We start from the raw sequence: 22,783 nt of genomic DNA on the forward strand, positions 1-22,783 counted from the left end.
CCGTCTCGAAATCCCGTGACATGGGTACGGGTCACTCCTTTCCGGCGTCGAGTGCGTCGAGTGCGTCGAGCGGAGCGCCCATCCGCTCCAGGGCGACACGGGCCTGTGTGAGCACCGCCTCGGCGGGGGCGCCGTCGACGAGGGCCCCCATCAGCCGGACGTCCTTGCCGAGCAGCCCGCCCGCCTTGGAGCCCAGGAGCGCCGGATCACAGCCCGACGCGGCGAGCCGGCCGAGCGCGAAGCTGGCGGCGCTGCCGTGGCCCGCGACCTCGGCGAAGCGCTCCGGCTCGACGCCGAGTTGTCGCCCCAGTGCCAGGGCGCTGGCGGCGATCCCGAAGTTGGCGGTGAACAGTGTGTTGTTGAGGAGCTTGGTGACCTGTCCCGCGCCGAGCGGCCCCAGGTGCACGACAGGGTCGCCGTACGTCTCGAAGACCGGGCGGCAGCGCTCCACCGCCTCGCTGTCGCCGCCCGCCATGACGAGCAGCTTTCCCGCGGCCGCCGCCGGACCGCCGCCGCTGACCGGGGCATCCACGACCTGCGCGCCCCGCTCGGCGGCGAGCGCGCCCAGGCGGCGGCAGGTGTCGGGGTGGACGGTGCTGTGCACGGCGAGCACGGAGCCGGGGCGCAGACCCGCCATGACGCCGGACGGACCGAGGACCACCGCCTCGACATCGGCGTCCGCCACCACGCACACGCCCACCACATCGCAGACGGCCGCCAACTCGGCCGGTGTGGGGGCGAGTTCGGCCCTCGTGCCGGCGAACGCCTTCAGGGACGCCGGGCTGCGCGCCCACAGTGTCAGGGGGAGCCCGGCGTCCAGGATGCGCTGGGCCATGGGGGCGCCCTGACTGCCCAGGCCGATGAATCCGGCGTGTGTCACAAGACCTCCAACGGAAGGGTTTCCTCAGGCCAGTTCGGACGTCTGAGGCTCAGGTTTCCCGGGCCTCCCGGCCTTTCGGGCCTCTCGGGCCTCTCGGGCTTCTTGGGCCGCCAGAAGGTGGCGAGCAGCCCACCCGTCGCCGCGACGCCGACCCCGAGCGCGACGGCGCCGCCGGTCCAGCGGCGAGCAACACCCCGGCGCCGATCTCCGTGAGTACGCTCATCCACGCCTGCAGCCGCCCGTTGCGCAGCCCCAGGCTCTCGAACCAGCCCGCGGTGCCCGCGATGCGCCCGCCACCGCGCCAGTGGTTCAGGCCGTGCACGGCCATCGTCGCGCCGATCACCAGGCGCAGCAGGAGCACGGCGAACGCCTCGGCCCCACTCATGCGACCTCTCCTTCCGCCGTGTCAGCCCTGTCAGCCCCGTCACCCTCGTCGCGTTCGCGCAGGACCGCGCACTCCTCGGCGAACGCGAGGACCCGCAGGTGATAGCTGCGGGCGGCGAACCCCAGGCTCAGGTTGTGGCCGCAGCAGGCCTGTTCGTTGGGCCGGACGCGGGGCGACGCGGTGAAGAGCGCGGTGACCTCGGCCAGCGCCGCGGGCCCCGACTCCCAGACGCCCTCGTGGTCGCCGAGGCTGAACTGCACCGGAATCCGTACCTCGGCGGCGAGCCGGGCGAAGTCGCGCTCCACCCAGGTGCGCGCGGGCCCCTCGTAGGCGGGGGAGCCCGAGGCGACGTACGGGGTGTTCCACACGTCCCGCGCGTACAGTTCGGCCGGCCCCCACAGCGTCGCGCGGGTGCCGGCCGGGCGTCGGCCGTGGCGTCGGTGGGCCACGCCGGCCTCTTCCAGAGCGCGGATGGTGTCGGGCTGGTGCCGCAGGCCGGTGCCTGCGATCTCCAGGCCGAGCAGCCGGCGCCCTCGGGGGTCGGCCGCCATGCGCATCGCGAGCTCGCAGCCCGCCGAGTGCGCGGCCAGAAACACGGCTGGGCGGCCGGGAAGCTGGTCCAGGAAGCACTCGAGCGCCGCGTATGCGGTATCGAGGCGCCGCTGTGGATCGCGGTAGTGCTCGGCATGGGGTGCGGAGATGCCGTAGCCGGGCCGGTCCATGGCGACGACGGCGTAGCCGAGTGCGGCTCCGGCCCGCAGCAGGGACAGTTCGGGCCGGCCGGGGCAGTCGAAGTACAGCGAGGTGGTGCCGCCGCCGTGCAGGGCGAGGATCACCGCGCGGGGCGATGCCGCCGAGCAGATGCGTGCGGACAGCGGGAAGCCGTCGACCCGGACGGTCGCGGTGCGCACGCTCGGCGCGGCGCCGCCGCCGAGGGCCGCCTCCAGGCGGCCGGGCGCCGTCATGCGTCCGCTCGCAGCAGCATGACACCGCTCGGTGTGAGGCCGCCCGTGGCGACCACCGCGGTGCGGGCGCCGCCGATCTGCCGGGCGCCGCCCTCGCCGCGCAACTGGGTGATCGCCTCGCGGACCAGGCCCATGCCGTGGGTGCGTCCGTGCGAGAGCTGCCCGCCGTGCGGATTGACAGGCAGTGACCCGTCGCGGGCGATGTTCTTGCCGCCGTCCAGGAAGTCCTTGGCCTCGCCGATGCCGCAGAAGCCCAACGCCTCTATCCAGGAAAGGCAGTTCATGGTGAAGCCGTCGTACAGCAGCGCCACGTCGACGTCGGCGGGGCGCAGCTCGGTGCGGGTCCACAGGTGGGCGGCCTGCCCGAGCACCTGTGGCTCGTGCGTGGAGGTCGACTGGTCCCATTCGAGGCGCTCGACCAGCTGGGTGCCCACCGCCTCCACGAGCACGGGCGGCTTCGGCAGCTCGCGCGCGGCGTCCACGGCCGAGACCACCACCGCGATCGACGCGTCGCAGGGCACGTCGCAGTCGTAGAGGCCGAAGGGGCTGGTGATGGGGCGGGCCGACAGATAGTCGTCCATGGTGAGCGGCTCGCGGTAGATCGCCTCGGGGTTGAGGGCGGCGCCCGCGCGCTGGTTGAGGGCTATCCAGCCCAGCGTCTCGCGGGTGGTGCCGTACGCGTGGAAGTGGCGCTGTGCGTTCTGCGCGAGGGCGTGGGCGGCGGAGACCGCGCCGAACGGGGCGGTCCACTGGGCGCCGTCCGTCACCCGGTCGGGTCGGGTGGCGGGCCGCCTGCCCTCGCGCAGCTGCTGGGTGTGGGTGGTCTCCCACACCGTGCGGAAGCACAGCACGTGCCGGGCCAGACCGCCAGCGACGGCGAGCATCGCGGCGATCACCGAGCCGGCGGGGCCGAAGGTCTCCATCCCGCCGTTGTGCCAGGTCGGGCGGATGCCGAGGGCGTTCTCCAAGGCGTTGACCCCGCCCTCGCCGAACCCGGCGGTGATGCCGGCGCCCGGGTAGGCGGCCAGTCCGTCGATGTCGTCGAGGGTCAGACCGGCGTCCGCGACGGCCTTCTCGCACGCCTCGACGGTGAGCGCGAGCGGCGGCACGCCCAGGCGGCGGCCGATGCGGGAGGCTCCGGTGCCGGTGAGTGCGGCCTTGTGCTCGAAGCGTTCGGCGCCGAGCGGGGGACGTACGAGAGCTCGGATCCTCTCGGGGGTCAGGTCGTCCGGTGGCAGCACGACGGGATCGTCCGGCTGCTCGGCGCCGGGCCGGAACAGCGGCAGCCAGACGTCCTCGACCTGCTCGAAGACGACCTCCAGGCGCATGCCGAGCCGCAGCTCGGACGGTGCGCAGCCGACGACGCCGGTGGTGAGCCGCACCCGCGGGTCCTCGTCGATCGTCACCCGGGCCACCACGTACGGCGGTTCGAGGCCGGGGGAGGAGAAGCGTTCGTTGACGGTGAAGGAGACCAGGGTGGCCGTGCCCGCGACCTCGGTGACGGTCAGTGCGTGGCCGCGGCAGTACCGGCACACCGGCTGCGGCGGATGGATCAGCGCCGAGCAGTCCTCGCACTGCTGGAAGCGGAGGCGGCCGTCCGCGCTGGACGTCCAGAAGAACTCGGTCTCGTCCGTCAGCAGGGGCAGGGGGCGCCGGGCCACAGGATCTCCTAAGGAAGCGCTACGGGTGCCTCCCCCGTCCGGTGCGGGCGGGGGAGGGCGCGAGGGTCAGCGGATGTCGGCCCGCTCGCCGCGCGTGGTCACCGGGGCCGCGAGGCCCTGCTCGTCGCAGGCTTTCTGCAGCTTGTCCAGGGTCTCGTCGAGGCCCGGGCCGAGCCGCGGGCCCGGCGTGAAGGCGGCGGGCAGATGGCGCATGCCGTTGATGACGCCGACGGAGTCGTAGTACACGGTCCGCTCCGCGTCGCACACGTAGTCCGGCATCCGGTCCAGGACGTGGGAGATCATCCGCTTGAACACCACCCGCGCCACGTTGGAGCCGATGCAGCGGTGGATGCCGAGGCCGAACGCCTGGTGGCGATTGCCCTTGCGTTCCAGGTCGACGTTGTTCGGGTCGGGAAAGACGGCCGGGTCGCGGTTTGCCATCGCCCACGACAGCCAGAGCCGGTCGCCCTCCTTGAACTCCTGTCCGGCCATCTCGCAGTCCACGGCGACGGTACGGCCGTCGCCCACGGCCGGGGTGAAGTAGCGGAGGAACTCCTCCGTGGCGGGGTCGAGGAGTGTCTTGCGCTCCCGGCTGAGCCGCTCGCGCTCCTCGGGGTGCTGCGACAGCCACTCGATCGAACGGCCGGTCAGCGCCGTGGTCGTGTCGAAGCCGCCCCCGATCAGCAGGGCGAGGACCCCGATGAGGTCCATGTCGGACGGCTCGGTGTCGCCGATCCTCGCGTTGACCACGGCGTCCACGAGCCCTGCCCGGGGCTCGGTGCGGATCGCCTGCATCTGCCGCCCGAGGTCCTGCATCATCGCGAGGTGCAGGTCACGCACCCGCGCCATGTCGGGGGAGCCGGGCGGCGTGTAGACGCCGGCGTGCGAGGGCTCGTTGTAGATCTGCCAGTTCTTGAGCGGGATCCCCATCATGGCCAGGGTGAACACCGCGGGCACCGGGTTGGCGAGATCCTCCACGAAGTCGATGTGGCCCGACTCGATCCGCTCGTCGAGACAGGCGCGGATCAGGTCGTCCAGGAACGGGATCCAGCGCTGTACCGCCGCCGGTGAGAGATACGGGTTGAGGGCCTGGCGGTAGTAGCGCTGCTCCGGCGGGTCCATCTCCAGGAACCCGCCGCGAAAGCCCTGGCCGCGGGTCGGAGCGGGGATGCTGATGCCGTCGTAGCCGTTGCGTTCGCCGGTCACGTCGTGGTCGTTGGAGAGCTTGTCGGCGGACCGGGCGATGTCGAAGACCGTCTGGTGTCCCGCGGCCACGAAGTGCCCGCCGTGGGTGTCGGACCAGGCCAGTGGGCAGCGGCCCTGCATCTCCTCGGTGATCTCGACGAACCGCTCGCGGTAGTCGGGGGCGTGCCGGTCGAACTCGTACCGACGCTTCTTGCGTGCCTGTTCGGCGTCGGGCGCGTCATGTGCGTTCACGATGGTGCTCCGTTCCTCCCTGTGCGGGTGGGCCCGTCGGCCGTGCTGGTGTCGGTGAGGGATATGGCCCGCTCCGGGCAGGAGCGCACCGCCTCGGCGGCGGCCGCCTCCTCGCCCGCCGGGACGTCCTCGCCGATCGGCGACGAATGCCCGTCGATCTCACTGAGCCGGAACACCTTCGGCGCGATCATCGCGCAGAGGGTGTGCCCCTGACAGCGGTCCTCGTCGACGCTGACCTTCATGAACAGCCCTTTCACTCCGCCTCTCTGACGTTTCGTCAGCGGCGCCAGTCGTACCACTTCAGATAGCCGCCCGCGTCCACGCGCAGCTGGACGCCGGTGATGTAGCGGGCCTCGTCGGAGGCGAGGAACAGCACCGCGTTGCTGATGTCGACCGGCTCCACGAACGGGATGGGCATCGCCTGCTGCGTGGCGAACGCGGGCTCGGCGTCCTGCCGGGTCGGGTGCTCCAGGTCGGGGCGGAACGACTTGTACATCGGCTCGCTCTGGAGCATCGGGGTGTTGCAGTTCGTGGGGTGCACGACATTGGCGCGCTGCCTCGACGGAGCGAGGTTGCGGGCCAGTTCGTGCACGTACTCCGCGAGGGCCCGCTTGGCGTACGCGTAGCCGGCGCCGCCCGGGTTGGAGCCGGGGCTGTCCACGATGCCGTGCTCCATGAGGGCGGCCGTCGAGGCGGTGGCGATCACGGATCCGCCCTCGCGCAGATGCGGCAGGGCGGCCTGGATGGCGTTGATGCTGCCGATCAGGTCGACGTCGACGGCGTCGGCCCACGCCTGCAGCGGCGGAGTGCCGTGCAGGGGCGCGATCCCGGCCTGCGCGACGACGATGTCGATCCCGCCGAACTCGGCCACCGTGCGGTCCACGGCGTCCCGCATCGCGTCGATGCTGCGCACGTCGGCCTGGATCGAAAGGACCCTGCGGCCCAGCTTCTCCACGAGCCGCGCCGTCTCCTTCAGGTCCTCCGGCGTCGCCATCGGATAGTCGACCGTCTCGTAGTCGCGACACAGGTCGATCGCGACGATGTCGGCGCCCTCCTCCGCGAGGCGCACCGCGTGACTGCGCCCCTGGCCGCGTGCCGCGCCGGTGATGAACGCGACCTTGCCTTCGACTCGCCCCATGCCGCTTCCCCTTGTTCGTCTTCCCGCGCCGTCGGCGGTGTGCCGAATGCGGATCTTCCTGCTGCGTGCCGCCGCCGGACCGGGCGTGACCCGGTCATGTGCCGGTGGTGGACCCGGCACGATCCAGTGCGGCGCGATCCAGCGCGGCGAGCGCCGGCTCAAGAGCGCCGAGCCCTACGCCGAGCCGGTCCGCGACCTGCCGGACGACCGCCACGTCCTTGTCCAGGAACTCCCGTACGTCGGTGATGAATCGCCCTGTCGAACCGCGCGACGCCGCCCCCGCCAGGGCCCGGCTCGCCGCGCTGCCGTGACCGAGCGCCGACAGGAGGGCGCTCTCCTCGACGCCGAGGTCGCGGCCCAGCCGCGTCGCCTCCGAGACCAGCCCCAACTGGGCAGCGAACAGCGCGTTGTTCACGAGCTTCACGCTCTGGCCCGCGCCCACCGGACCCACCGCTAGCACCGGGTCCGCGTAGGCCGCGAGCACCGGCCGCAGTCGGCGGACGGTGGCTTCGTCGCCGCCTGCGAAGACGGTCAGCCGGCCCGCCACGATGTCGCGCGGCCCGCCGCTCACCGGCGCGTCGAGCACCGCGATGCCGCGCGCCTCGGCCCGCTCGGCGATCTCCTGGACGGTGCGTGGGCCGACGGTGGTGTGGACGATCAGCGCGGTGCCCTCCGGTAGCGCGTCGAGCAGTCCGCCGTCGAGACAGACCGTGCGCACCTGCCGGTCGTCGAACACGCACACCAGGGCCGCGTCGGCCTCGCGCACCGCGTCCTCGGCACGGTCGGCGGTGCGGACGCCCTCACCGGCCAGCGCGGTGCGCCGCTCCGGCGTGCGGCCCACGGCGCACACCTCGTGGCCGGCCGCCAGCAGACGGCGCACCATGGGCAGCCCCATGCGTCCGGCACCGACGAACCCCAGCCGCTTCACGGGTGATCCGCGCGCCACAAGAATTCCCCTTTCATTTCGCGAGAACTGTAATCTCGCCTGCGGGTTCACGGAAGGCGTCGGCGGCGACTTTCTCCGGCGTGTCCGTCGTCCCGTGCGCTCCGCTCGGCCTGTTGCCCGAAGGTTGGGAGAATCGTATTCTCCAATCATGAAAACACGAGATGCATGGTCATGACCACCACGCCCGAGGCCGGGCCGACCGAGCCCCGCATCGCGCCCCTGCCGGTCCGGCAGCGGCCGCCGCAGATGCGCGAGGCCCTGGCCGCCCTCGTCCCTCCGGCGTCCCGGCATCCGGTGCCCGACAAGGGAGCCGACCGCCCCAAGGCCCTCAACGCGCTCGGCGTCCTGGCCCGCTGCCCGGAACTGACCCGCGCCTTCAACGTCTTCAACGGCCGTCTGCTCTTCGCCGCCGGCCTGAAGATCCGCCGGCGCGAGCTCCTCGTCCTGCGGATCAGCGCGCTGCGCGAGGCCGCGTACGAGTGGAAGCGGCACGTGTGGATCGCACGGCACGAGGCCGCAATGGCGGACGAGGAGATCGTGCGGGTCGGCGAGGGGCTCGACGCCCCCGGCCGGAGCGACGAGGAGCGCGCGCTGCTGCGGGCCGTGGACGAGCTGATCGCGGATGCGCGGATCGCCGACAGTGCCTGGCGGGAGCCGGCCAAGGTGCTGGACGAGCGGCAGTTGATGGACGTGGTGTTCGGCGTCGGCGCGTGCGACACGATCGCCACGGCCTTCAAGACCTTCGGGGTGGTACTCGACGACGACCTCGGCGGGGTCGGCTGACAGGGGGATTCGCGCATGGCGAGTTGGCGAGAACAGGCCGTCGCCCGCTCGGTCGACCCCGTGCGGGCGCGCGCCGAGAAGCGGGTGCAGAGGTTTCTCGATGCCGCGCTCGAACTGATCGTCGGCGAATCGGGCAAGGACTTCACGGTCCAGGAGGTGGTGAAGAAGTCGGGGCAGTCGCTGCGCAGCTTCTACCAGAACTTCGGCGGCAAGCACGAGCTGCTGCTCGCGCTCCTCGAGGAGTCGGTCCACAGCACCGCGCGTCGGCTGCGCGGGGTCGTCGCGCAGGAGCCGGACGCGCTGAGTCGGCTGCGGCGCTTCACCGTCGAGTACCACCGGCTGTGCCGGCCGCCGACCGAGGCGCGCTCCCCGAGGTCCGTCGAGATCCTCGGCATGGCCGACTTCGCGCAGCAGTTGCTGACCGACGATCCCCAGGAGGCGTCCCGGGCCTTCGCCCCGATGTTCGCGCTCCTTGAGGAGATCCTCGACGAGGCGGCCGCCGAGGGCTCGGTGCGTGCCGGACTCGACCGGCGCGCGGTGGCCGGGGCGATGCTGCAGGCCATCATGTTCAACTCGTTCGCCCTCGGCATCAGCGGTGCCTTCGTGCGACCCGACGCGGAAGGGAGCGAGCAGGCCGAGGCGTTGTGGGATCTGCTCGCCCATGGGGTGGTGGACGTACGCCGGACGTCGGCGGGCGGGCCGGAGGCGTCACCTACGGAAACGCCATTCTCGTAGCCGGAGATTATTGATATCGTGCTGTGGTCCGGCGCTTCGAGTACGAGAGGGGCAGCACGTGACGGGCTTGGAGGCTTTGCACAGTCAGCGATACAGCGACGAACGGAGATCCGCCGTGGACATCGACTTCGCCTCCCCGCTCGCGGACCCCGCCGAGGCGCCGTCCTGCGGCGATCTGCGGCAGCTGGACGACGAGATCATCGAGCTGCTGCGCCGTCGTCGCGCCATGGTGCGCGAACTCCCGCCGCCGACCGGCCCCCGCGGCATCGACCCCTCGTTCACCGGAGCGGTCCGGGACACCATCACCCGGTACAGCGAGCAGCTCGGCAGCGGCAGCGAACTCGTCGCCCGCGCGATCCTCGTGCTGTGCGACCCCGGCCCCGAGCAGTCCTGAAGACCGGAACACGGCTGAGGCGCCGCCCCTTTGGAGGGCGGCGCCTCAGCCGTGCGTCACGCGCGGCTCACTCGTACTCCACCACCAGGGACGGCGGATCCTCGTCCGGCACCGCCTGGCACGTCAGGACGTACCCCTCGGCGACCTCGTCGTCCATGAGCGCGTCATTGGCCCGCATGGTCGCCCTGCCCTCGCGCAGGATCGCCATACAGGTCGCGCAGTTGCCCGCCTCGCAGGAGAACGGCGGGGCGAACCCGGCCCGGCGCGCGCTCTGCAGCAGAGTCTCCCCGGGGCGGCGGCTGATCGTCTCGCGTCGGTGGTTCATGACGATCGTGACGGTGCCCGGCTCCCGGGCCGGGGAAGGAACCGGGGCGGGCTCGGCCCGGGGCGCCAGAACCTCGCCGCCCCCGAACCGCTCGCTGAACACCCGCCCCGTGCCGACCATGGCCGACCCGACCAGTTCCATGAAGGGTTCGGGCCCGCACACATACGCGTCGGCGCCCGCGTCGGCCCCGGCGAACTCCTTGACGTCCGCCGCGGTGAGATAGCCGCGGACGTCGTCGAGGTGACGCACCACCTCCAGGCGGCCGGGGAAACGCGCCGCCAGTTCGTCGAGCGTGTCGTGGAAGATCGCCTGGCCGCGGTTCCGGTCGGCGCACAGCAGCCGGACGCGGCGACCGGTTCCCGCGAGCGCGCTCTTGGCCAGGGACAGCACCGGCGTGATGCCGCTGCCGCCGCAGAACCCCAGGAGCGGGGTGTCGGCGGGGCGCAGGGTGAACCTGCCGCGCGGCGCGGTGAGTTCGAGCTCGTCGCCCTCACGGACGTGATCGTGCAGCCAGTTGGACGCGGCGCCGCCCGGGACCCGCTTGACGGTCGTGGTGATCTCGTCGTCGAATCCGGGGGCGCTGGAGAACGAGTACGCGCGCGGCGCCGGCCGCCCGTCGACCGCAATCCTGAAGATGCAGTACTGCCCGGCCTCGTACGTGAGCGGTCCCTCCAGCGGGGCAAGCGTGAACGTGCGGGTGTCGGCGGTCTCCTGAACGATCCGAGTCACGCTCGCGCGCCGGAACAGCGGGGAGCTCGGCATGGGGCATCCTCCTGGTGCGGTGTCCCTGGGGTCGTGTCGACGAGGGTGTCGGTACGGCGCCGCTACTTGGGCGGGAAGCGCAGCGCGCCGTCGAGGCGCACGACCTCGCCGTTCAAGTAGTCGTTCTCGCACAGGGCCTGGACCAGCGCCGCGTACTCCTCGCTGCGCCCCATGCGCTTGGGGAACGGGACCTGCGGCCCCCAGTACGCCTCCAGCTGGTCGCCGGCCTCTCCGTACGCGGGGGTGTTGATGGTGCCGGGGGCGATGGTGGTGACCCGGATGCCCAGCGGGGACAGGTCGCGCGCGGCGACCAGCGTCATGCTCGCGACGCCGCCCTTCGCGGCGGCGTAGGGCAGTTGTCCGATCTGCCCCTCGAACGCGGCGATGGACGCGGTCGTGACGATGACGCCCCGGCCGCCTTCCTCCAGCGGCTCCTGCCGGGCCAGGGCGGCGGCGCCGAGGCGCAGCACGTTGAAGACGGAGGTCAGGTAGTAGTCGATCGTGGTGCGGAACGCGTCCAGCGGCAGCGGGCTGCCGTCCTTGGCGACCAGGCGGCCGCCGCCCGCGGGGCCGCCGTGCACGTCGACCACGATCCGCAGCGGGCCCGCGCGCTCGGCCTCGGCGATCGCCGCGTTGACGCTGTCCTCGTCGGTCGCGTCGGTGCGCGCGTAACGCACCCCGAGCTCGGCCTCCAGCGCCTTGCCCTTGTCGTCGTCGACATCGGCGGCCAGGACCTTGGCGCCCGCGGCGTGCAGTCGGCGCACCGTGGCCTCACCGAGGCCGCCGGTGCCGCCCACCACGATCGCTGAGCTCCCGGTGATCTGCATCTGTACTCCCCGCTCTTGAACGGCTGGTGCTCCAAGGGGTCTTGAGGGGGCGACACTCTTGAAAGTATCACTCTACTGAGGTGAGAATAACACTCTCATGAATATTGTGATGACTCTCGAAATGGCCGCATCGGCCGGGGAGCGGCCCTCGGTCACCCTCGACGGCCGCTCCCTGTCCGCCGCCCGGATCCTCGGCCTCGCGCGCCGCGCCGCCGAGCGCTTCCGCGGGGCGCCGGCGGTGCTCTACCGTGCGCCCAACCACCTCGCCTACCCGGTGGCGCTCTTCGGCTGCGCCCTCGCGGGCGTGCCCTTCGTCCCCCTCAACTACCGCCTCGGCGCCCAACAGTCGGCGCAGATCGAGGAGCGGCACCCCGGTGCCGTGCGGCTCGGCCCCGAGGACCTGGCCGGTCTCCTCGACGAGACGGGACCGGCTGCGGGCGAGGACGCGCAGCCGCCGTGGGACGAGGACGCGGTGGCCGTCATCCTCTACACCAGCGGCACCACCGCCGCCCCGAAGGCGGCCCTGCTACGTCACCGGCACCTGCTCGCCTACGTGTTGAACACCCTGGAGTTCGGCTCGGCGGACGAGGGCGACGCCGCGCTCGTCGCCGTCCCGCCCTACCACATCGCGGGCCTCACCAATCTGATGTCCAACCTCTACACCGGGCGCCGCGTGGTGTACCTCCAGGCGTTCGACGCCGCGCAGTGGCTCGCCACGGTGCGCCGGGAGCAGGTCACCCACGCGATGCTGGTGCCGACGATGCTCGCCCGTGTCGTCGACCACGTCGCCGACGGATCCGGGGCGCAGGCGCCCACCCTGCGCAGCCTTGCCTACGGCGGCGCCCGCGCCCCGCGCACCGTCGTCGAGAGGGCGCTGCGGGCCTTCCCCGAGACCGACTTCGTCAACGCCTACGGTCTTACCGAGACCGCCTCGTCGATCGCGCTGCTCGGACCCGACGACCACCGCGCCGCACTCGCCTCCACCGACCCGGCCGTCCGCGACCGGCTCACCTCCGTCGGGCGGCCGCTGCCCGGCATCGAGATCCGGCTGCGCACCGCCTCGGGCGAGCCGTGCCCGCCGGGCGGCACCGGCCTGGTGCACGTCAGGGGCGAACAGATCTCCGGCGAGTACAAGGGACGCAGCGCCCTGGACGCGGACGGCTGGTTCCCGACCGGAGACCTCGGCCGGCTCGACGCCGACGGCTATCTGTTCGTCGAGGGCCGGGCCGACGACACCATCATCCGCGGCGGCGAGAACATCGCCCCCGCCGAGATCGAGGACGTCCTCCTCGCCCACCCGGGCGTACGCGAGGCAGTCGTCGTCGGCGTCCCGGACGAGGAGTGGGGCCAGCGGATCGTCGCCGTGCTCGTGGGGACCGGCGAGCCGGAGGAGATCCGGCTCTGGGCGAAGAGCCGCCTGCGTACCTCCAAGACCCCCGACACCATCGTCTTCCGCGCAGACCTGCCCCGCACGAGTACCGGAAAGCCGCTGCGCCGGACCCTCGTCGCCGAGTTGGAGAGCCCGGCGAACCCGGAGAGCCCGGAGAGCCCGGAGATCCCGGAGAGCCCGGAGATCCCGGAGAGCCCGGAGATCCCGGAGAACGTGGAGAATTCCCATGCCTGAAGCCGTGATCGTCTCCGCCCTGCGCACCCCCGTGGGCACCGCCCGCAAGGGCGCCCTGCGCGACACCGACGCCTACGCGCTCGCCGACCGCATCGTCCGCGCCACCGCGGACCGGCTGGCCGAACTCGGCGTCGGGGCCGACCGCGTGGACGACGTCATGCTCGCCGAGGGCCTGTACGGCGGCGGGGTCGTCGCCCGGTACGCCGCACTCACCGCGGGCCTGACCACCGTGCCGGGCCTCGCCCACAACCGGCACTGCGCCGCCTCGCTGGCCGCCGTGCAGTCCGCCGCCGCCACCATCCGCTCCGGCATGGACGAGGTGGTCATCGCGGGCGGCGTCAACTCCGCGTCCACATCGCCCCGTTTCCGCTTCCGGCAGGGCGAGGAGTGGGACGACGCCTGGATGCCGCCCACCCACCCCGACCGCCCCGACGCCCCCGACACCGACATGTCGATCACGGTGGGCTGGAACGCCGCCGTGGCCGGCGGGGTCGGCCGCGAGGAGATGGACGCCTGGGCGCTGCGCTCGCACCGCAACGCGATCCGCGCCATCGACGAGGGCCGCTTCAAGGACGAGATCGTGCCCGTCGAGACCCCGTACGGCCTCTTCGCCGTCGACGAACACCCGCGCCGCGACACGTCGTTGGAGAAGCTCGCGGGGCTCAAGCCGCTGCACCCGGAGATCGAGGGCTTCAGCATCACCGCGGGCAACGCGGCCGGAGGCAACGACGCCGCGGCGGCCCTCGCCGTCGTCAGCGACCGGCTCGGCCTGCCCGCTCTGGCCACGGTGAAGGCCTGGGCCTCGGTCGGGGTCGACCCCGCCGACACCGGACTGGCCCCGGTGCAGGCCATCCCCAAGGCCCTCGGGCGCGCCGGCCTCGGCGTCGACGACGTCGACCTGTACGAGATCAACGAGGCGTTCGCGTCGATGTGCGTCGCCGTCGTCCGCCGCCTCGGCCTCGACCCCGACACGGTCAACGTCAACGGCAGCGGCTGCTCCCTGGGCCACCCCGTGGCCGCCACCGGCGGCCGCATGCTCGTCACCCTCGTCCACGAACTGCGCCGCAGGGGCGGCGGGATCGGTGTGGCCGCCATGTGCGCGGGCGGGGGCATGGGCTCGGCCGTGGTGATCGAGGTACCGGCGCCGTAGGGGCCCCGGGGTCCTACTTCCGTGTGAAATCTTGATTACCGTTATAGGAGAAGATAGTTTCCATCCCGATGGGGAGCATCAGGAGCCAGCCGTGAGGAGCCGTCGATGACGTCAGCTGTCCGGGAACTGCGCCCTGGCCTTCAACTGGCCAGTACCGTCTGCGGAGTTCGAGTGATCGTGGTCCGAGCACCGGCCGACCGCACTCCCCAGGTCACCTGCGGGGGCCAACCCATGGTCGTGGCCGACTCCGCGGCACCGGCGTCCGGCGGCCCGTCCGCCCGGTCCGTCACCCTCGTCGGCAAGCGGTACACGGACGCGGACGGCACGGTCGAACTGCTCTGCACCGCCTCCGGAGTCGGCGAACTCGGCTGCGACGGCGCCCCGATGACCCGCAAGGCGGCCAAGGCACTGCCCGCGTCGGACTGAGACCGACGCACTGATCTCTCGGACGGAAGGCACCGGGCCATGCACCAGGACGACCTCATACTCATCAGCGTCGACGACCACATCATCGAGCCGCCCGACATGTTCGTGAACCACCTCCCGGCCAAGTACCGGGACGACGCTCCCCGGATCGAGCACCGCGAGGACGGCACCGACGTGTGGCGGTTCCGTGACTCCGTCCTGCCCAACGTCGCCCTCAACGCCGTGGCGGGGCGGCCCAAGGAGGAGTACGGCCTGGAGCCCCAGGGCCTCGACGAGATCCGGCCCGGCTGCTACGACGTCCACGAACGCGTCAAGGACATGGACGCCGGCGGAGTCCTCGCCCAGATGAACTTCCCCTCGTTCCCCGGCTTCGCCGCCCGCCTCTTCGAGACCGAGGACAGCGACCTCTCGTACGCGCTGGTGCGCGCCTACAACGACTGGCACATCGACGAGTGGTGTGCCGCCTATCCCGGCCGGTTCATCCCCATGGCACTGCCCGCCATCTGGGACGTCGACGCCTGCGTCAAGGAGGTCCGCCGGGTCGCCGAGAAGGGCTGCCACTCGCTGACCTTCACCGAGAACCCGGCCGCCATGGGCTTCCCCAGCTTCCACGACGAGTACTGGAACCCGCTGTGGGCCGCCCTGTGCGACACCGACACGGTGATGAACCTGCACATCGGTTCGTCCGGGAGGCTCGCCATCCCGTCCGCGGACTCCCCGCCGGACACGATGATCACGCTGCAGCCGCTCAACCTGGTGCAGGCCGCGGCGGACCTGATCTGGTCGCGTCCGGTCAAGGAGTACCCGCTGAAGATCGCGCTGTCCGAGGGCGGCACCGGCTGGATCCCGTACTTCCTGGAGCGCATCGACCGCACCTTCGAGATGCACGCCACCTGGACGCTGCAGGACTTCGGCGGCAAGCTGCCCAGCGAGGTGTTCCGGGAGCACTTCCTCACGTGCTTCATCAGCGACCCCATCGGCGTGAAGCTGCGCCACGAGATCGGCATCGACAACATCTGCTGGGAGGCGGACTACCCGCACAGCGACTCGATGTGGCCGCACGCCCCCGAGGAACTGCACGGCGTCCTCACCGCGCACGGCGTGCCCGACGAGGACACGAACAAGATGACGTACCGGAACGCCATGCGCTGGTACTCCTTCGACCCCTTCGTGCACATCAAGAAGGAGGACGCGACGGTCGGTGCGCTGCGCTGGCGTGCGGCGGGCCACGACGTCTCCGTCCAGCCGCGCAGCAAGCAGGTCGTCGCCCCGGCGGCGAAGCTGGAGTCGTTCCGGCAGCGGGCGAGGGCGGCGACCGCGGCCTCCGAGTGACCGCGCCGCGCCCCGCGCCCGAAGGGGCGCGGGGCCGTGTCGATCAGCGGCCCCGCCGCGGGGCATGCCCCGCCACGGATCACCCGCGGACTTTCCGGCACACGGCGCGGCAACCCGGTGGAAGCCCGCCGTGGCCAGGGCGCCGGCCTCGGCCGGCGCAGCCGTCCTCGTCGCCGACGTCGACGGCGACGCCGCGGCGGACACGGCCGCCGCGATCCGCACGGACGGCGGCAAGGCCGACAGCGCGGCGCTCGACGTACGCGACCGTGCGGCGGCGGCGGACGAGGCCGTGGCCCGCGCGGCCGCACTCGCGGACGGCCGAATGCGGCCCGGGTGTCAGATGACCAGGCCACCGTCGACCGGCAGGACCTGCCCGGTGACGATGGACGCGGCGTCGGCGGCGAGGAACACGAAGGCCGGTGCCACCTCGTCCGGTTCCGCCCAACGGCCCAGCGGGATGCGGGCGAGCATGGCCGAGAGGAAGGGCCATGGAGCCGCTCACCCCGCGAGCCCCCGCCGCACACAAGGGAGGTCTGATGACGGACGACTGGTTCACCCGGCGGGCGGGCCTCGCCGACACCGTTGCCGTGATCACCGGCGGCGCGGGTGTGCTCGGCGGGGCGATCGTGCGCGACCTGGCCGCCGTCGGCGTGCGCACCGCCGTCCTGGACCGCGACACGGACGCGGCGCACACACTGCGAGGCGCCCTGGAGGACATGGGTCACGACACCCTCGTGCACACCGGCGACGCCCGTGAACCGGCCGACCTGGAAGGCCTGTTCATGGCCGCCGAGGAGCGGTGGGGCCGCCTCGACACCCTCGTCAACGTCGTCGGCGGCACCTTCCGCGCCCCCTTCACCGCCACCCGTCCCAAGGGGTGGGACGCGCTGATCCGCGCCAACCTCAGCCACGTCCTGCACGCCTGCTCCCTCGCCGTGCCGCGCATCCAGGCCGGCGGAAGGGGCGGCAGCATCGTCAACCTCACCACCATCGAGGCCCACCGAGCCGCCCCCGGGTTCGCCGTGTACGCCGCCGCGAAGGCCGCCGTCGAACAGTTCGCCCGCACCCTCGCCGTCGAACTCGCCCCCGACGGCATCCGCGTCAACAACGTCGCCCCCGACTACGTGCCCACCCCGAGCCTGCGACAGCTCGCGAGCCACGAGGACGCACCGCTCGCCACCCCCGAAGCACTCGCCGCCGCCATCCCCATGGCGCGCGCGGGCCGCCCGCAGGACGTGTCCGGCTGCGTCGTCTTCCTCGCCTCGGCACTGTCCTCGTACGTCACCGGCACCACACTCCACCCGGACGGCGGCACGCACGCCTCCGCGGGCTGGTTCAACTGGCCCGGCACCGGCTGGGCCAACCACGTGCCGTCGGACGTGCTGAAGGGGCGCCGGCCCTGAGGCCGACGCCCCTTCGCGGGAGGCCCATCAGGTGTTGCGGCCCCCGTTGACCCCGATGCTCTGCCCCGTGACGTACCCGGCCTCGTCGGACACCAGGAACGAGCAGGCCGCCGCGATGTCCTCCGGGCGTCCGGCCCGCCGTACCGGAGTGACCGCCGCGATGTCCTCGACCTTGTTGCCGAGCAGTCCCCGCTTCTCCGAGCCGCGCAGCATCGGGGTGTCCACGAATCCGGGCGGGACGGTGTTGACCGTGATGCCCGCCGGGCCGAACTCCAGGGCCAGGGACTTGGTGAGGCCGACCAGGCCCGACTTCGACGCGACGTAGTGCGTCATGTACTGCTGGCCCGATTGCGCGCTGGACGACGAGATGTTGACGATGCGGCCCCAGCCGGCGTCGATCATGTCGGGGATGACGGCCTGGCAGCAGTAGAACGGGCCTCTCAGGTTCACCGCCATCATGTGGTCCCACGAGTCGTCCGTGATGTTCAGGAAATCCTTGAAGCCCGTCTTCCCGGCGTTGTTGACCAGCACCAGGACGGGTCCGAGCGCGCTACGGACCTCGTCGACCGCGGCATTGACCTGGGCCCGGTCGCAGACGTCGACCCCGCCGACGGCGATTGCCTCGTGCCCGCTCGCGCGGGCCTCCTCGGCCACCGCTGCGGCGCCCTCCTTGTTCAGGTCGAGGACGGCGGTGGCGAATCCGTCCGCGGCGAGCCGCAGGGCGATGGCCCGCCCTATGCCCGAGCCTCCGCCGGTGACCAGTGCTGTACGTCGTGCGGTTCCGCTCACGCGATGGCCTCCTCGCCCGCGAGGGATGTGCGGTGCATCAGCCGCGACGAGGACTGCTCGTGGCGCAGCGCCCGGTGCGGCATCCCGGTGTCGCCCCGAATCACCGGATCGCCCCGGCGCCGCTCGTGCCGCCCCGTGAGCTCACGGGGCGCACCGCGGTCCCAGGCCGCCCGCTGCTTCGGTGACGGGTTCGGCGTGACGTGCGACTGCGACTGCGACTGCGGGGCGGTGAAGCCGTGCACCACCCGCGGCCCCTCCGGCCCGGCGCGCTCGGCGTCGATATTCATCGGTCGCTTCGATCCCCTCTCGAACCGCCGGCGCGACACCGGCGACCTCGGTCGACTCGTCTTGTCAGTCCACGACTTCGCCGAAGGTCTTGCGCTCAAGGAACTCTTCGAGCCCGGCGACGCCCTTCTCCCGGCCGATGCCGGACTGCTTGTAGCCGCCGAACGGGGTGTCGGAGAAGAAGTAGTTGCCGCCGTTGATGCTGAAGGTGCCGGTGCGGATCCGGCGCGCCACCGCGAGGGCCCGCTCCCGGTCGGCGCTCTGCACCGCCCCGGAAAGCCCGTAGACGGAGTTGTTCGCGATGCGCACCGCGTCGTCGTCGTCGTCGTACGGGATCACCGCGAGGACCGGACCGAACACCTCCTCCTGGGCGATCTCGCTGTCCGGGTCGACACCCGTGAGCAGCGTCGGCGCGTAGAAGAAGCCGGGGTCGATCTTCCGGCCGCCGGTGACGAGCGTGGCACCGGCCGCCACGGCCCGTTGCACCAGGCCGTCGACCTTGTCGCGCTGCCGCTCGCTGATGAGCGGGCCCATGTACGTCTTGGGGTCGTTCGGGTCGCCGACGCGTACACGCTCCATCCGCTTGGCGACCTGCTCCACGATGGCGTCGTGGTGGCGGCGGGGCACCAGCATCCGCGAGGTGATCGCGCAGGCCTGTCCGGAGTGCAGGCAGATCATGTACGCCGCGTAGGTCGCCGTGCCCTTGAAGTCGGCGTCGTCGAGCACCACCAGGGCGGACTTGCCGCCGAGTTCGAGGGAGACCCGCTTGACCGTGTCGCTCGCCGCCGCCATGATCCGCCGCCCGGTCTGGCTGGCCCCGGTGAAGGTCACCAGGTCGACGTCGGGGTGGGTGGTGAGGACCTCGCCGACCGAGGTCCGCGACGACGAGAGCACGTTCACCACACCCGCCGGGATCTCGGTGTGCTCCGCGATGAGCTCGCCGAGCGCCAAGGTCACCAGCGGGGTGTCCGGCGCGGCCTTGAGCACCAGCGTGCACCCTGCGGCGAGGGCGGGCGCGAGCTTCGCGAACGCCAGCTGGTTGGGGTAGTTGTACGGGATGATCGCCGCGGCGACCCCGCCGGCCTCCCACTCCACCCAGCGGTGGTGCCGCTGCCCCTGGTACTCGACCACGCCCATGTCATCGACGAAGGAGTGGTTCTTGAGCAGGTCCGCGTAGTACCGCACCAGTTCGATCGGTTCGTCCAGCTGCGCGGCGTAGGTCAGCATGCGTGGTGATCCGGCGTCCGCGATCGTCAACTCGCGGAATTCCTCGCGGTGTTCGACCAGGGCGTCGTGCAGCTGGTCCAGGCACCGGCGGCGCAGGTCCGTGTCGGTGGCCCATGCGGTGGTGTCGAAGGCCTTGCGGGCGGCGGCGACCGCCGCCCGTGCCTGCTCGTCGGTGGCGTCGGGCGCGTGCCCGAGCACCTCCCCGGTGGCCGGGTTGAGCGAGGCGTACCTCGCGTCGGCCTCCACGAGCCGTCCGTCGATGAGTTGGCGTGGCATCCTGCCCCCTTGCCTGCGGCGGAGTCGGTTTCTGGCGAGTCGAGTGCGCGTCAGGGGTGGTACTCGACGGCGACTTTCATGATCTGCACACGCGGCACCGGATCCATGCTCACGGTGTCGGACATCCGCAGCCTGCCGTCGGCCGCGGCAGCGGTGACGTTCTTGACCGCCAGCTCGGGGTCGCCCTCGATGGCGTAGTGGGTGATGTAGGGCCCGCCCCTCTTCACCGGGGAGTAGCGGACGGCCGACACGAAGCCGTCGAGCGCCACCACCTCGGGCAGGTGGACCTCCTCGTACCAGCGGTTGAACTCGTCCAGGACCTCGTCGCCGACGGGCCGGGACTCGACGTGGAGGATGTATCCGGTCATGGCCTGGGGCCTCTCCTTCGATGGACGGGAGGGCGCACGAACGTCTGGATGGTATCCGCATTTCTCTATGAGGAGAACCCTGTTCTCGCGGGATCCTGTCCGGGGCGTCGTCGGCGGCGGGCGGCGGTATGTTGGAGCGCCGGGGAAGGAGCGGATGTGGAGTCACCGATGAGCGGCGTCGCCACCCGGCCGGCCAGGGGCGGTCGGCCGCGTGCCACGTCGCGGGCCGACCTGGAGCGGTTCGGCTTCGAACTGTTCGCGCGGCAGGGCTTCGACGCCACCACGGTCGACGACATCGCCGCGGCGGCCGGCATCGGCCGACGCACCTTCTTCCGCTACTTCGCCTCCAAGACCGATCTGGTGTGGGGCGACTTCGAGCAGCGACTGACCGGATTCCGCGCGTTGTTGAACGGCGCGGACCCGGCCGTCCCGGTCATGGCGGCCCTGCGTACGGCGGTCGTGGAGTTCAACCGGTTCGACGCCGCCGTGGTGCCCTGGCACCGCCAGCGCATGGACCTCATCCTGACCGTGCCCACTCTCCAGGCCGACGCCACCCTGCGCTACGCCTCCTGGCGCGCGATCGTCACCGAGTTCGTGGCGCGGCGCCTCGGTCTCCCGGTGTCCGACGTGCTGCCCCGGCTCTTCGGGCACGCGGTCCTCGCCGCGGCCGTCACCGCGTACGAGCACTGGCTGGCATGCGAGGACGCCGAGTTGAGCGCCCTCCTCGACCAGGCGATCAGGCGTCTCGACGACGGGCTCGGAGCGGTCGCCCCACCGGCCGGGTAGCGTCCGGCCGGATCAGGTCCGGTCGTGCCGGATGGCGTCGGCGACGAGTTCTCCTATGAGGACGGCGGTCGCCGCGGGACCGCGGTGCGGTGTGTCGGGGAGCATGGACGTGTCCGCGACGCGCAGTCCGCGGACCCCGTGCACCCGCCCGAACTGGTCGACCGCGGTGGGCCCCGGGGCGTCGGCGGGCCCCATCGGGACGGTGCCGCAGGTGTGCTGGGCCGTACCGAGGTGATCGCCGATCCAGTCGTCGAGCGCGCGGTCGTCGTCGAGGACGGCACGGAGCGGGGCCGCCAGGCCGGGGGAGAGTTCGGTGAAGGGCGGTGTGCCGACGAGGTCGGCGGTGACGCGGACGGCCCTGCGCAGCCGGCGAAGCACCTCGGGGTCGCTCAGGTAGTCGTAGTCGACGGTCAACGGCATCGCCGGGTCGCTCGACCGCAGCCGCAGCCGGCCGGTGGGCCGGGGCGTCTGCACCGAGGCGAGGAAGGACAGCGGAGCGCCGGGGGCGCTCACGGCGCCGACGGCAAGCGCGGCCATGGGGATCAGCGTCTGGAGGATCTCCACGTCACCGGGCCCGCCCGCGGCATCGGACGACAGGTGCAGACAGCCGCCGAGCCAGCTGTCGGCGGGAGCGGCGAGGTCCTCGTGAAGTGGCCAGTCCAGGGCGAGTTGGGGATGGTCGCCGAGGCGGGCACCGACGGCCGGGGCGTCCCGGACGACGGGGATGCCGCAGCGTTCGAGGTCCGCGCGGGGCCCGATGCCGGAGAGCAGCAGCAGATGGGGCGTGGTGAGCGCCCCCGCGCTGAGCACCACGGAGCCCGCCTCGACGGTGGCCCGCGCACCGTCGTGCTCGACCTCGACCCCCGTGGCGTGCCCGTGCTCGACGACCACCCGGCGGGCCGAACAGCCGCCCAGAACCGTCAGGTTGGCGCGCTCCCGCACCTCGGGCGGCAGATAGCCGAGCCCGGTGTTGCGGCGGATGCCGTCGACGGCGTTGCCGGGGACGGGGCCGAAACCGGGCGCCGCGTCACCGTTCTTGTCGGGCTCCGCGGGAAAGCCGAGGGCGCGAGCGGCATCGCGGAAGGCCGCGGCGGCCGGATGGCCGAGGCGTCCGCGCGTGACCTGCATCGGGCCGCGGTCTCCGTGCACGGCGCTCGGACCGAGGTCCAGGTCGGTCTCCAGGGCGCGCAGCAGCGGGAGTACGCGGTCGTAGGACCAGGCGGGGTTGCCCGCCGCGGCCCACCGGTCGAAGTCCGCCCGGCGGGCGCGGACGAAGTAGCCGCCGTTGACCGTGGTGGAGCCGCCGAGGACAGCTCCGCGCGGGACCCGCCACGGACGCCGTGGGGTGAGCCGGACGGCGTGGGTGCGGGTCGCGGGGTGATCAGGCTGGGCGCCCGGCACGCGGCGTGCGTCGAGCAGCGCCGGACCGAACCCGGCAGCTCCGCAGGGCACCGCACCCGCCTCAAGGAGCAGCACGGTGCGGTCCGCGTCCTCGCTCAGCCGTGCCGCGAGCACGGCACCGGAGCCGCCCGCGCCGACCACGACGACATCGGGGCGCTGGAGACGTTTCATGGGCCGCGATCCAAGCCCGCTCTGCGGCCTGGGCGCAAGCCCTCGTCTCCCAGTTTGAGAATCTCGTTTCCGATATCTTCCTATTGGCATCCCATGCCAATACCATCGTTCACGACCGCGTCTCCGTCCGTGGGCCCCGACTGCCCGCGTCCACAAGGGAGATCCGCAATGAACGAGTTCGACCCCACCACCACCGAAGCGCGTCCCGCTGTCGAGGCGGCGCCGACCGACGAACCCGTCATTGAGGCCGACGAACTGGTCGAGGAGGTCTCGATCGACGGCATGTGCGGCGTCTACTGACCGCCCC

Annotated in this window: 26 protein-coding genes; 10 read left to right on the forward strand and 16 right to left on the reverse strand. The window is 72.1% G+C overall.

What is annotated here, in order from left to right:
* Nucleotides 1–31: 31 nt before the first annotated feature.
* The 8 genes from AB0J04_RS12820 to AB0J04_RS12855 form a co-directional block, all read right to left on the reverse strand.
* Nucleotides 32–880, reverse strand: a complete 849-nt coding sequence (locus AB0J04_RS12820) for an NAD(P)-binding domain-containing protein (RefSeq protein ID WP_363168394.1) — start codon at nucleotides 878–880, stop codon at nucleotides 32–34.
* Between the two features lie 49 nt (nucleotides 881–929).
* The gene (locus AB0J04_RS12825; protein ID WP_363168395.1) at nucleotides 930–1,265 is read right to left on the reverse strand and encodes a DoxX family protein; all 336 of its coding nucleotides are present in this window, start codon (nucleotides 1,263–1,265) and stop codon (nucleotides 930–932) included.
* Entirely contained in the window at nucleotides 1,262–2,230 is a 969-nt protein-coding gene (locus tag AB0J04_RS12830; RefSeq protein WP_363168396.1) for an alpha/beta fold hydrolase, read from the reverse strand. Before AB0J04_RS12830 ends, AB0J04_RS12825 begins: the two co-directional genes overlap by 4 nt.
* Entirely contained in the window at nucleotides 2,227–3,891 is a 1,665-nt protein-coding gene (locus AB0J04_RS12835) for an OB-fold domain-containing protein (protein WP_363168398.1), read from the reverse strand. Before AB0J04_RS12835 ends, AB0J04_RS12830 begins: the two co-directional genes overlap by 4 nt.
* A gap of 66 nt (nucleotides 3,892–3,957) precedes the next feature.
* The gene (locus tag AB0J04_RS12840) at nucleotides 3,958–5,328 is read right to left on the reverse strand and encodes a cytochrome P450 (protein ID WP_363168399.1); all 1,371 of its coding nucleotides are present in this window, start codon (nucleotides 5,326–5,328) and stop codon (nucleotides 3,958–3,960) included.
* Nucleotides 5,325–5,570: a ferredoxin gene (locus AB0J04_RS12845; RefSeq protein WP_363168400.1), complete on the reverse strand. Its 246-nt coding sequence runs from the start codon at nucleotides 5,568–5,570 to the stop codon at nucleotides 5,325–5,327. The genes AB0J04_RS12840 and AB0J04_RS12845 overlap by 4 nt, the downstream gene beginning before the upstream one ends.
* Before the next feature lie 35 nt (nucleotides 5,571–5,605).
* Nucleotides 5,606–6,466, reverse strand: a complete 861-nt coding sequence (locus AB0J04_RS12850; RefSeq protein ID WP_363168401.1) for a mycofactocin-coupled SDR family oxidoreductase — start codon at nucleotides 6,464–6,466, stop codon at nucleotides 5,606–5,608.
* Nucleotides 6,467–6,560: 94 nt separating this feature from the next.
* Nucleotides 6,561–7,394 (reverse strand): NAD(P)-dependent oxidoreductase, encoded by an 834-nt coding sequence (locus AB0J04_RS12855; RefSeq protein ID WP_363168402.1) that lies wholly within the window; start codon nucleotides 7,392–7,394, stop codon nucleotides 6,561–6,563.
* A gap of 189 nt (nucleotides 7,395–7,583) precedes the next feature.
* On the opposite strand from AB0J04_RS12855, the gene AB0J04_RS12860 reads away from it, so the two are divergent.
* The 3 genes from AB0J04_RS12860 (at nucleotide 7,584) to AB0J04_RS12870 (ending at nucleotide 9,324) form a co-directional block, all read left to right on the forward strand.
* Nucleotides 7,584–8,195 (forward strand): carboxymuconolactone decarboxylase family protein, encoded by a 612-nt coding sequence (locus tag AB0J04_RS12860; RefSeq protein WP_363168403.1) that lies wholly within the window; start codon nucleotides 7,584–7,586, stop codon nucleotides 8,193–8,195.
* A gap of 15 nt (nucleotides 8,196–8,210) precedes the next feature.
* Nucleotides 8,211–8,930, forward strand: coding sequence for a TetR/AcrR family transcriptional regulator (locus AB0J04_RS12865; RefSeq protein WP_363168404.1), 720 nt, complete (start codon nucleotides 8,211–8,213; stop codon nucleotides 8,928–8,930).
* Between the two features lie 115 nt (nucleotides 8,931–9,045).
* Nucleotides 9,046–9,324 (forward strand): hypothetical protein, encoded by a 279-nt coding sequence (locus AB0J04_RS12870; RefSeq protein WP_363168405.1) that lies wholly within the window; start codon nucleotides 9,046–9,048, stop codon nucleotides 9,322–9,324.
* Nucleotides 9,325–9,391: 67 nt separating this feature from the next.
* On the opposite strand, the gene AB0J04_RS12875 is transcribed toward AB0J04_RS12870, so the two are convergent.
* Nucleotides 9,392–10,411 (reverse strand): ferredoxin--NADP reductase, encoded by a 1,020-nt coding sequence (locus AB0J04_RS12875; protein ID WP_363168407.1) that lies wholly within the window; start codon nucleotides 10,409–10,411, stop codon nucleotides 9,392–9,394.
* 62 nt (nucleotides 10,412–10,473) lie between these two features.
* Nucleotides 10,474–11,238: an SDR family NAD(P)-dependent oxidoreductase gene (locus tag AB0J04_RS12880; RefSeq protein ID WP_363168408.1), complete on the reverse strand. Its 765-nt coding sequence runs from the start codon at nucleotides 11,236–11,238 to the stop codon at nucleotides 10,474–10,476.
* 109 nt (nucleotides 11,239–11,347) lie between these two features.
* Here AB0J04_RS12880 and AB0J04_RS12885 point away from each other — a divergent pair, with 109 nt between their 5' ends.
* The 4 genes from AB0J04_RS12885 to AB0J04_RS12900 all read left to right on the forward strand — a co-directional run bounded on the left by AB0J04_RS12885 (nucleotide 11,348) and on the right by AB0J04_RS12900 (nucleotide 15,770).
* On the forward strand, nucleotides 11,348–12,862 hold the full coding sequence (locus AB0J04_RS12885) for an AMP-binding protein (RefSeq protein ID WP_363168409.1): 1,515 nt from the start codon (nucleotides 11,348–11,350) through the stop codon (nucleotides 12,860–12,862).
* On the forward strand, nucleotides 12,855–14,012 hold the full coding sequence (locus AB0J04_RS12890; protein ID WP_363168410.1) for a thiolase family protein: 1,158 nt from the start codon (nucleotides 12,855–12,857) through the stop codon (nucleotides 14,010–14,012). The genes AB0J04_RS12885 and AB0J04_RS12890 overlap by 8 nt, the downstream gene beginning before the upstream one ends.
* 105 nt (nucleotides 14,013–14,117) lie before the next feature.
* Nucleotides 14,118–14,438, forward strand: coding sequence for a hypothetical protein (locus AB0J04_RS12895; protein ID WP_363168411.1), 321 nt, complete (start codon nucleotides 14,118–14,120; stop codon nucleotides 14,436–14,438).
* A 39-nt stretch (nucleotides 14,439–14,477) separates the two neighbouring features.
* Entirely contained in the window at nucleotides 14,478–15,770 is a 1,293-nt protein-coding gene (locus AB0J04_RS12900) for an amidohydrolase family protein (RefSeq protein ID WP_363168412.1), read from the forward strand.
* Nucleotides 15,771–16,106: 336 nt separating this feature from the next.
* On the opposite strand, the gene AB0J04_RS12905 is transcribed toward AB0J04_RS12900, so the two are convergent.
* The gene (locus AB0J04_RS12905; protein WP_363168413.1) at nucleotides 16,107–16,241 is read right to left on the reverse strand and encodes an SDR family oxidoreductase; all 135 of its coding nucleotides are present in this window, start codon (nucleotides 16,239–16,241) and stop codon (nucleotides 16,107–16,109) included.
* A gap of 65 nt (nucleotides 16,242–16,306) precedes the next feature.
* Here AB0J04_RS12905 and AB0J04_RS12910 point away from each other — a divergent pair, with 65 nt between their 5' ends.
* Nucleotides 16,307–17,173 carry an SDR family oxidoreductase gene (locus AB0J04_RS12910; protein WP_363168414.1) on the forward strand — a complete coding sequence of 289 codons (867 nt, stop codon included), beginning with the start codon at nucleotides 16,307–16,309 and terminating at the stop codon, nucleotides 17,171–17,173.
* A gap of 27 nt (nucleotides 17,174–17,200) precedes the next feature.
* Here the strand turns inward: AB0J04_RS12910 and AB0J04_RS12915 are convergent, their stop codons facing one another.
* From AB0J04_RS12915 to AB0J04_RS12930, 4 genes are all read right to left on the reverse strand, one after another.
* Nucleotides 17,201–17,962 carry an SDR family NAD(P)-dependent oxidoreductase gene (locus AB0J04_RS12915; RefSeq protein ID WP_363168415.1) on the reverse strand — a complete coding sequence of 254 codons (762 nt, stop codon included), beginning with the start codon at nucleotides 17,960–17,962 and terminating at the stop codon, nucleotides 17,201–17,203.
* Nucleotides 17,959–18,249, reverse strand: a complete 291-nt coding sequence (locus tag AB0J04_RS12920; protein WP_363168416.1) for a hypothetical protein — start codon at nucleotides 18,247–18,249, stop codon at nucleotides 17,959–17,961. The genes AB0J04_RS12915 and AB0J04_RS12920 overlap by 4 nt, the downstream gene beginning before the upstream one ends.
* Before the next feature lie 64 nt (nucleotides 18,250–18,313).
* Nucleotides 18,314–19,750: an aldehyde dehydrogenase family protein gene (locus AB0J04_RS12925; RefSeq protein WP_363168417.1), complete on the reverse strand. Its 1,437-nt coding sequence runs from the start codon at nucleotides 19,748–19,750 to the stop codon at nucleotides 18,314–18,316.
* A 50-nt stretch (nucleotides 19,751–19,800) separates the two neighbouring features.
* The gene (locus tag AB0J04_RS12930) at nucleotides 19,801–20,118 is read right to left on the reverse strand and encodes a hypothetical protein (protein ID WP_363168418.1); all 318 of its coding nucleotides are present in this window, start codon (nucleotides 20,116–20,118) and stop codon (nucleotides 19,801–19,803) included.
* Nucleotides 20,119–20,274: 156 nt separating this feature from the next.
* Between AB0J04_RS12930 and mftR the strand changes: the two genes are divergently transcribed.
* Entirely contained in the window at nucleotides 20,275–20,904 is a 630-nt protein-coding gene (mftR, locus tag AB0J04_RS12935) for a mycofactocin system transcriptional regulator (protein WP_363168419.1), read from the forward strand.
* Between the two features lie 12 nt (nucleotides 20,905–20,916).
* On the opposite strand, the gene mftG is transcribed toward mftR, so the two are convergent.
* On the reverse strand, nucleotides 20,917–22,476 hold the full coding sequence (mftG, locus tag AB0J04_RS12940; RefSeq protein ID WP_363168420.1) for a mycofactocin system GMC family oxidoreductase MftG: 1,560 nt from the start codon (nucleotides 22,474–22,476) through the stop codon (nucleotides 20,917–20,919).
* 168 nt (nucleotides 22,477–22,644) lie between these two features.
* Between mftG and mftA the strand changes: the two genes are divergently transcribed.
* Nucleotides 22,645–22,776, forward strand: a complete 132-nt coding sequence (gene mftA / locus AB0J04_RS12945) for a mycofactocin precursor MftA (protein ID WP_363168421.1) — start codon at nucleotides 22,645–22,647, stop codon at nucleotides 22,774–22,776.
* The last annotated feature ends 7 nt before the right edge of the window (nucleotides 22,777–22,783 follow it).

This window comes from Streptomyces sp. NPDC050263 (genome assembly GCF_040655955.1).
Taxonomy (GTDB): Bacteria; Actinomycetota; Actinomycetes; order Streptomycetales; family Streptomycetaceae; genus Streptomyces.